Raw genomic sequence first — 7934 nt, 5'->3', positions numbered from 1 at the left:
AGGGGACCGTTCGAGCTCGATTTCAGTTGCAGAAATCTACCTGACCACCGCACTGAGTCAGCTCTCTTTTATTGATCACCCTACCCGACTAGGCACTGTACCTGCCCCTTTGCGGAAGTAATAGAGTGATCACCGTACCTGATTACGACACCATTCCAGCTCCCTCTCACTAAAGGAGAGGGTTGGGGTGAGGGGCACAGACAAACTGCGGGCTGGAATAACAACTCAAAGCCAACGCCTTACCTGATCGCAAAACACCCGATAGTCTTGCCCAAAGTTGTCTCGTAGGAACGCCTCTTCACGCGGGATCTGCACGCGATCCAGGTAGGCAAAAAACAGCCCCCACCATAACCAGACGCCGATCCCTCCCAGCAATAGTCCCCAAGCCGCCAACAGCAGGATCTGCCCCAGATACACCGGATTACGGCTGAAACGGAAAACCCCGTTAACCAACAACGCGCTGACCCGCTGAAATTTTTGTGGATGTAGCGTGGTACCCGCCCGGTGAAAGGCATAACTGGCACTAAACATGATCGCCACGGAAGCCACCGCCAATACGCCAGCGGCCAAGAGAATAAGCAGGCTATCTTGCCAGCCCCCCTCGGTTAGCCAGCAGGTTGCCGCCATCCCAGCAGCACAAACTGCCATCACCACCGGCGGCAAAACCAATCGTTGCAACCACGCTACCATTTTCCTGTTCCCTCTCGACCACACAATACTATTTGCGCTATAACAAGCTCTCCCTGTAACCACGCCAGAGAAGAGACGATGAGCCAATATGCCCCACAATTCTGGCGCGATGAACGCCTGCCGTTCGTTGAGGCCCGCGCCGTCGAAGATGGCCGCAAGCTCTGTTATGCGCTGCACAGCCATGAGTTTTTCTGTATTGGCACCATCACCGCCGGTACCAGCACCTATGTTAACGGCGACCAGCACCTCCAGGTCAAAACCGGTGACGTGGTGATCATCAACCCACAACAGGCTCACGGCTGTAACCCCATTGGCGACCAGCGTTGGGCCTATACCATGTTTTATATCGACCAGTACTGGTTGGCAACGCTTCAGCAGGACCCTACCGCGGGCTTTATTCCGTTCAAGCAGATTATCAGCCAGGATCAGGCGCTGTTTAGCGGCCTGAATCAGCTGTATGGGGTACTGACCGATCCGCTCTGTTGCCACCTGGAAAAACAGATCGCCCTGGTGGATTACTTCAGTAACCTGCCGCAGTTACTCGGCGAGTCTCCGGTTCCACAGCAGGATATGACCCCAAAGCTGGAAATGGCTGCGGCGTTTATCCGTACCCATTGCACCCAGTCACTGACGTTAGAGGCGATCTGCCAAGCATCCGGACTCTCCCCTTCTTACCTGATCCGCGCATTCAAGAAACGCTACGGCATGACGCCTCATGCCTATCTGGTCAATCAGCGCGTCCAGCACGGCCAGCGGCTACTGAAACAGGGCTTCTCCATTGCAGCTGCCGCCAACGAAAGCGGGTTTGCCGATCAGGCGCACTTTCAGCGCACCTTCAAACAACTGCTGGCAGCCACCCCCGGCCAGTATCAGATCCCCTCTGCCAGCAAGTAACAGGCGCTGAACGCCAGCAGCAGCGCCATCAAGCGGTTAAAGCGCCGCAGATTGTGCGCCCGCTGCAACAGGCCGCTAAGCATCGCCCCAGCGTAGGCCCAACAGGCTATCGACAGGTAGCAAATCACAAAATATAGCCCGGCAAATTGCCACAGCAACCGCATCTCCCCATCACCGACAAAGGCCCCCATACTGGCAACAGAGGCTAACCAAGCCTTGGGGTTGAGCAATTGCAGCAAGGCACCATACCAATAAGAGGGGGTTTGTTGCCGATTGCCCTGGCTCAGTCTCCCGTCATCCGCTGCAAGCTGATAGGCCATATAGAGCAGAAAAGCCACGCCGCCCCAGAGAATAACGGTGGTCAGCCCCGGCCATAAGGTAAGCACTTCATGCATTCCCAAGCCAACCGACACCAGTAATAACGTAAAACCCAAGGTTGCGCCGGTCACATGCCGCAGACTGCTCGTAAAACCAAACTGCGCGCCACAGCTGAGTGCCACGATGTTTACCGGACCGGGAGTAATAGAGGAGGCCAACGCAAAAGCGGCCATAGAAAGATAAAGCGTCATAGTCAGCACCTGTAAAAGAGAGTTACAGGTGCCAGCGTGCCGGGTTACAGCGGGAGAGTATTGAACAAAATTGCCCTACAACTTCACTTTGATTTCCAGGGAAAGCGTTCAAACTCATCGGGCTTGGCGCAGGGAACGACTTCTCTTGGGCATCGGGTGCGGATTACGCGATCTCCTGGCAGTTTGTGGTAATATTGAGCGCAATATCATTCTGATCCTGTAGGTGCCCACATGGCATACATTCCAAAAAACTACGCGAGACTGGAAACCGGTTACCGCGAAAAAGCACTGAAAATCTTCCCGTGGGTCTGCGGGCGCTGTTCACGCGAATTTGTTTACTCCAACCTGCGTGAACTGACGGTGCATCACATCGATCATGACCACAGCAACAACCCGGAAGACGGTAGTAACTGGGAAATGCTGTGCCTGTACTGCCACGATCATGAACACTCAAAATACACCGAAGCCGATCAGTATGGCTCCACGGTGGTCGCCGGTGAAGATGCACAGAAAGACGTAGGGTTAGCCACACATAACCCCTTCGCCAATCTGAAAAACATGATGAAAAAGTAGCGTATCCCCCCAAGCGGGACCGCATCCGACATGCGGTTCCGTCAGACTCCTACCTTAATCACTTCACAAAATACCAACCTGTTAAGCTATTAACTTGGTTAAATCCAACGCCTATTTGAGTCCTTATTCTCAACTAATTACTTACCAAGTTAGTAAGCTGACAAACAAGTAAACCCACAAGTTAAGACTTTCACTACTTGGCAAGCCGCTGCCAATGGGGCATATTGTCGTCATACGCACTTGTTAACTCATTTAATTACCAACCTAGCAAGCGCATTAACTTATTAAGTTAGTTGATTAATAAGTTATCTGCTTGGCAACTTGAGAGATGGCAACATGATTGTTTTGATTGGTTCGCAGAAAGGCGGTGTCGGCAAATCGACCATGGCGGTAAACATCGCCGGATATCTGATCCTGCAGCAGAAGAAAACGGCCATTATCGTCGATGCCGACGACCAGAAATCCATCATGACCTGGTTCAACGACCGTCAGAATGTAGAAGGACTTCCACAGATCCCAGTGGTGGCCGCCTCAGGCAAGATCAAAGAAACCCTGCTGGAACTGAATCGTCACTACGATTATGTGATTGTCGATACCGCTGGCCGCGACAGCGCAGAATTACGCTCCGGGCTGCTGGCCGCCGATCTGTTTATCTCGCCGTTGCGCCCTTCGCAGATGGACCTGGATACCATCGGCTACCTGTCCGAGATGTTCTCCACCGCCCAGGAATACAATGAAAAGGTAAAAGGCCACATTGTGCTCAACCTGTGCCCAACCAACATCTTCATTAACGAAGCCAACGAAGCGGCCGAAGTGCTAAGTGAATACCCGGAACTGAAGTTGGTGAACAACCGCCTGTGCGATCGCAAAATTTATCGCGATGCCTGGGGCGAAGCGCTAACCGTGCATGAAGCGCACAATGAAAAAGCGCAGCACGAAATCGAAAGCCTGGTAACAGAGGTGATCCTGTGAAAAAACGTACGCCAACCCACCGCATGTCGGAAGATGAATTTATCAACAGCGCCACGTCACATACGTTGATTGTTCCAGCTCCTGCCGCAGTAGCCGAAAAGCCCCAGGGCCGTAAGCGCGTTTATAAAGCGCTGTCCGTCAGCCTGACGGATAACCACGTGGAGATGATCGACGAAGTGATCGGTCATGCGGCGCGTAACGGCATCGTGCGCATCACCCGTTCCGATGTGATCAAGTTGGCCATCGACACTTTGGCCGACAAGAGCGAGGCACAGTTGCTGGCCCTGCTAAAGAAGATTTAGTAACCCAATAACTTGCCAGCTTAACAAGTTAACAAACAAGTGAGCTGGCAAGCTTAATAAACAAATTACCAAGCCGGTAAATTATTAAGCTAGCAACTTAATGTCATTGATATTCATGCCTTAATCCAGCGCCAACATGCCCATACGATGCAAAATGCTCTGCCCCTGAACACTCTGAATAAAGGCCACCAACTGCTGCGCGGCGGCGCCCCCCTCATCCAGTAGACACAGCCCATAGGTCACTTTGAAGTCGAGCGCGGCAGGTAACATGCGCACTTTTACCTGTGGGCAGTTGGCTAGCGCATCGGCATAGCTGGCGTAGCCCAGGAAGATATCTGCCTGACCTTCAGCAATCAGATATTCCGCTGCCAACCTGTCTGCCGGTATTGCCTTAGAATCTGGCCCACCCACCAGCGCCACTGCCCTGCTACGCAATGCACTCCCCTGCCCCGGCAAGCACTGCTCCAAGCGCTCGAACAACTGTTGCGCATAGTCACCGGAAGGATCGGCTACCGGTGTCGAGGTGCCAACACGCCATTGTGGGTCGCACAGCAACGTCAGCAAATCCGGTTGCGTTAACTCCGGGATATTACGCACAGTGGCGCATAGGCGATTACGGGTAAACGGCTGCACCGCCTGCGCAAAACCAAGGGCCACTAACCGCTGCGGATGTTCGAGATTGGCAGAGGCAAACACCTGCGGCCTTCCTCCTCGCTCAATCCGTTCCCGCAGCATCCCTGCCGGGCCAAAGGTGGCCTCGACCCGGTAACCGCTCTCCTGCTCAAACACCGCCAATAGCGGAGTGAACGCCAGCCTCAGGCTTCCTGCGGCAAAAAGAGTAATGCTATTCACGGTTGCGCTCCTGTTGGCTGTGGAAGATGGGCACCAACGTTTCCAGTTGGCTGCCCGCAAAGGGAACGGATACCCGTTCAATCGGCAAATGGAACAGCGGCGCAAGATTGTTTGCCGTCAGCACCTGCTGGCAACAGCCCAACTGATAGCGCCCTTCAGCCCCCAGCAAGAGTGCGCGGTCGGCCACGGCATAAGCATGATTAGGTTGGTGAGTCGAGAATATCACCGCCATCTGCCGTTCTCGTGCCAGTTGGTCGATCATGGTCAGCACCCGGTCCTGATGGTGTAAATCCAGTGCCGAGGTCGGCTCATCGAGGATCAGCACTTCACAAGCCATCGCCAACGCCCGGGCTATCAGCACTAATTGGCGCTGACCGCCGGAAAGGCTGCCAAACTCGCGATCGGCAAATGCCAGCATATCCAGCGAATAAAGGGCCTGTTTGGCTAACTGATGATCCTCAGCCGAAGGCGAACGGAACAGCCCGACATGCCGAGCCCGGCCCATCAACACAATATCCAGCACTTTGTAGGCAAACGGCGGCGTGAAATACTGCGGCACAAACCCTAATCCACAATGGGCGACAACGCTCCCTTGCTGTAACGGCAAAGCGCCCAACAAGAGTTGCATCAAGGTGCTTTTGCCACGCCCGTTGGGGCCAAGCACTGCAAGCACTTCTCCGCGTTGCAGATGCAAATCGAGTTGTTGGAACAATTTGGGTTGTCCTGGCCAGCCAAAGCTCAGATTGCTGACCTGTAGCAGCGTTTCAACCATTCCAGCCCCTTACCTGCGCACGCCGTAGCAGCAAGGCGAACAAAGGAGCGCCGATCAGAGCGGTGAGAATACCCAAAGGAATTTCACTGCTGCTTATGGTGCGCGCCAAATCGTCGATCAGCACCATATACAACGCCCCAAGGCACATCGCGGCAGGTAATAAACGCCGATGGTCCGGCCCCACCAGCAGACGTGCCAAATGCGGGATCAGCAACCCTACCCAGCCAATGCTGCCGCTGACTGCCACCTGTGCAGCTACGATCGCCGCACACAGAGTCAGGATCAGCCAACGGGTGCGTTCAACGTTAATCCCTAACGCAGCCGCATCCTCATCCCCCAAAGAAAGCAGGTTGATACGCCAACGCAGTGCCAATAACAGGCCACCGGCCAGCAGTAGCGGCAGGAACAACATCAGCAATTTATGGCTATCCGCCGTGGCAAAGCTGCCAAGTAACCAGAATACGATGCTGGGCAGCTTCTCTTCGCTATCGGCCAGGTATTGCACCAAGCTGACGCAGGCGGAAAAGAAGCCACTAAGGATCACCCCAGCCAGCACCAAAGAAAGAATATTACGCCGGGCGATGGCGCTGGTGATGGCAAAAATCAGCAACAGCGCCAACATGCCAAAGACGAAGGCACTCAGCAACAGCATCAATACCGGCAGACCAAGCAGGATCGCCAAGGTGCCGCCAAAAGCAGCGCCTGAAGAGACGCCGATAATATGTGGATCGACCAACGGGTTACGAAAGACCCCTTGCAAGGCCGCCCCACACAGCGCCAAGGCCGTACCCGCCCCCATCGCCAACAGCACGCGCGGCACACGCACGCCAAGGATCACCTGCCGTTCGATCGCCGTGATATCTGCATGCTGACCGATAACCGGCTCCAACAAAATCATCAGGCTATGGCCAGCCGTGACCGGATAGCGGCCAATACCCAGGGAGAGCAGTGCGCAGCAGGCCGTGAGCAGTAGCAACAACCCCAGCTTCATTTGCCGCTCTGGCAGCAAGTGGCACGGTAATAGCGTTGATAGTAAGCGTCTGCATGCTGTTGCAGATCAACGTCGGTGAAACGCTGTGGGTAGAGCGTTTTTGCCATCCACAGTTCCCCAAGCGCCAATGCTTCCGGCATTGGGTAGCCCCAGGCTTTGGCATATTCCGGCATCAGGTAAACCCGTTGGTGTTTCACCGCGTCAATCGCCTGCCACTGTGGCGAAGTCAGGATCTGCTGCACCACGTCGGGATAACGCTCTTGCACAAAGATCACCGCCGGGTTCCACTTCAGCACGTCTTCGATTGAAACCTGCTTAAAGCCCTGAATGTCTTTGGCCGCTACGTTGACGGCACCGGCATGTTGCATCATCAGGCCGGTGTATTTACCCGAACCGTAAGTGGTGAGATCCGGGTTGGCCATATAGACCCGCACCCGCTGATCCTCTGGAATATCCTGCAGACGCTTGGCCACCAACGCGCGCTGGGCAAAAACATCTTTCACCATTGCATCTGCCTGGGCCTCACGACCCATCACCTTACCAATCAGGCGAATACCATCCTGCAAGCCAAGGTTATAAACCCGATCTTCATTTTCTAACACAGGGTTGATTTTCCCAGCCTGAGCCACCGGTTCACGGCGCAGCGAGATCGCCACCACCGGAATACCGGCACGTTCGATTTGGGCGATCATATCTGCCGGGGCATAGTTGGCCACAAACACTACCTGCGGGTGCAGAGCCAGCAGGCTTTCAATATTGACCGCCGTAAGATCGCCCGGCATCGGCATCTTGGCCAGGCTCGGAGCCAGCCGTAAATAGTTGGGCCCCAGCTGTTTCTGCCAACTGCTGAGCACGCCAACCACCTGCGGCATGGCGTCTAGCTGTACCAGCAAGTTTAATGTCTGATGTTGTAGCACCACGGCTCGGGTAATGTGGTCCGGCAGCGTCACGGTGCGGTTGAGTTGATCGGTGACCTGGCGATCCGCCAAAGCGGCGGATGAGAAGAGAATGGCAAGCAGTAATAGGCGTTTGAACATGGGAGTTTCCGGTGGATTATCGTTATATACAAAATGATATAGCGATAGCTACATTGAAACAATCTGCCGGATCAAACAACGCGTTGAAAATGAGGATGGTTAACTACGGTGGCGCCCCTCACCCTGACCCTCTCCCACAGGGAGAGGGAACCGATCGAGTCTGTTTGAAATTGTAGTGATTCACCTTGGATGAGAGAGCGGTCGAGCTGCTGAGATTACGTTTATATGACTAAAAGAGCAGAGGCTAACAACTCCCTCTCACTAAAGGAGAGGGTTGGGGTG

The 7934-nt window shown here is 54.4% G+C and carries 10 protein-coding genes; 4 read left to right on the top strand and 6 right to left on the bottom strand.

The window, feature by feature from the left end; all coding sequences use genetic code 11:
- Positions 1-225: 225 nt before the first annotated feature.
- Entirely contained in the window at positions 226-690 is a 465-nt protein-coding gene (locus ACKWMY_RS26230) for a methyltransferase family protein (RefSeq protein ID WP_178380873.1), read from the bottom strand.
- A gap of 78 nt (positions 691-768) precedes the next feature.
- Here ACKWMY_RS26230 and ACKWMY_RS26225 point away from each other — a divergent pair, with 78 nt between their 5' ends.
- Positions 769-1584: an AraC family transcriptional regulator gene (locus ACKWMY_RS26225; RefSeq protein ID WP_409487370.1), complete on the top strand. Its 816-nt coding sequence runs from the start codon at positions 769-771 to the stop codon at positions 1582-1584.
- Here the strand turns inward: ACKWMY_RS26225 and ACKWMY_RS26220 are convergent.
- On the bottom strand, positions 1560-2153 hold the full coding sequence (locus ACKWMY_RS26220; protein WP_260524031.1) for a LysE family translocator: 594 nt from the start codon (positions 2151-2153) through the stop codon (positions 1560-1562). The two genes, ACKWMY_RS26225 and ACKWMY_RS26220, sit on opposite strands and share 25 nt — an antisense overlap.
- Before the next feature lie 231 nt (positions 2154-2384).
- On the opposite strand from ACKWMY_RS26220, the gene yajD reads away from it, so the two are divergent.
- The 3 genes from yajD (at position 2385) to ACKWMY_RS26205 (ending at position 4000) form a co-directional block, all read left to right on the top strand.
- The gene (gene yajD, locus ACKWMY_RS26215) at positions 2385-2726 is read left to right on the top strand and encodes an HNH nuclease YajD (RefSeq protein ID WP_021180444.1); all 342 of its coding nucleotides are present in this window, start codon (positions 2385-2387) and stop codon (positions 2724-2726) included.
- Positions 2727-3062: 336 nt separating this feature from the next.
- Positions 3063-3698, top strand: coding sequence for a division plane positioning ATPase MipZ (locus ACKWMY_RS26210; RefSeq protein WP_024485357.1), 636 nt, complete (start codon positions 3063-3065; stop codon positions 3696-3698).
- On the top strand, positions 3695-4000 hold the full coding sequence (locus tag ACKWMY_RS26205) for a hypothetical protein (RefSeq protein WP_024485358.1): 306 nt from the start codon (positions 3695-3697) through the stop codon (positions 3998-4000). Before ACKWMY_RS26210 ends, ACKWMY_RS26205 begins: the two co-directional genes overlap by 4 nt.
- Positions 4001-4120: 120 nt before the next feature.
- On the opposite strand, the gene ACKWMY_RS26200 is transcribed toward ACKWMY_RS26205, so the two are convergent.
- The 4 genes from ACKWMY_RS26200 to ACKWMY_RS26185 are packed head-to-tail and all read right to left on the bottom strand — an operon-like array spanning position 4121 to position 7652.
- The gene (locus ACKWMY_RS26200; protein WP_409487369.1) at positions 4121-4852 is read right to left on the bottom strand and encodes a substrate-binding domain-containing protein; all 732 of its coding nucleotides are present in this window, start codon (positions 4850-4852) and stop codon (positions 4121-4123) included.
- Positions 4845-5624 carry an ABC transporter ATP-binding protein gene (locus tag ACKWMY_RS26195; protein ID WP_409487368.1) on the bottom strand — a complete coding sequence of 260 codons (780 nt, stop codon included), beginning with the start codon at positions 5622-5624 and terminating at the stop codon, positions 4845-4847. Before ACKWMY_RS26195 ends, ACKWMY_RS26200 begins: the two co-directional genes overlap by 8 nt.
- Positions 5617-6615 carry a FecCD family ABC transporter permease gene (locus ACKWMY_RS26190; RefSeq protein ID WP_409487367.1) on the bottom strand — a complete coding sequence of 333 codons (999 nt, stop codon included), beginning with the start codon at positions 6613-6615 and terminating at the stop codon, positions 5617-5619. The genes ACKWMY_RS26195 and ACKWMY_RS26190 overlap by 8 nt, the downstream gene beginning before the upstream one ends.
- The gene (locus ACKWMY_RS26185) at positions 6612-7652 is read right to left on the bottom strand and encodes an ABC transporter substrate-binding protein (protein WP_409487366.1); all 1041 of its coding nucleotides are present in this window, start codon (positions 7650-7652) and stop codon (positions 6612-6614) included. The genes ACKWMY_RS26190 and ACKWMY_RS26185 overlap by 4 nt, the downstream gene beginning before the upstream one ends.
- Between the last annotated feature and the right edge of the window lie 282 nt (positions 7653-7934).

It is taken from the genome of Serratia sp. J2 (genome assembly GCF_046269175.1).
Classification (GTDB): domain Bacteria; phylum Pseudomonadota; class Gammaproteobacteria; order Enterobacterales; family Enterobacteriaceae; genus Chania; species Chania fonticola_C.
This window is presented reverse-complemented; position numbering and strand designations above follow the sequence as displayed.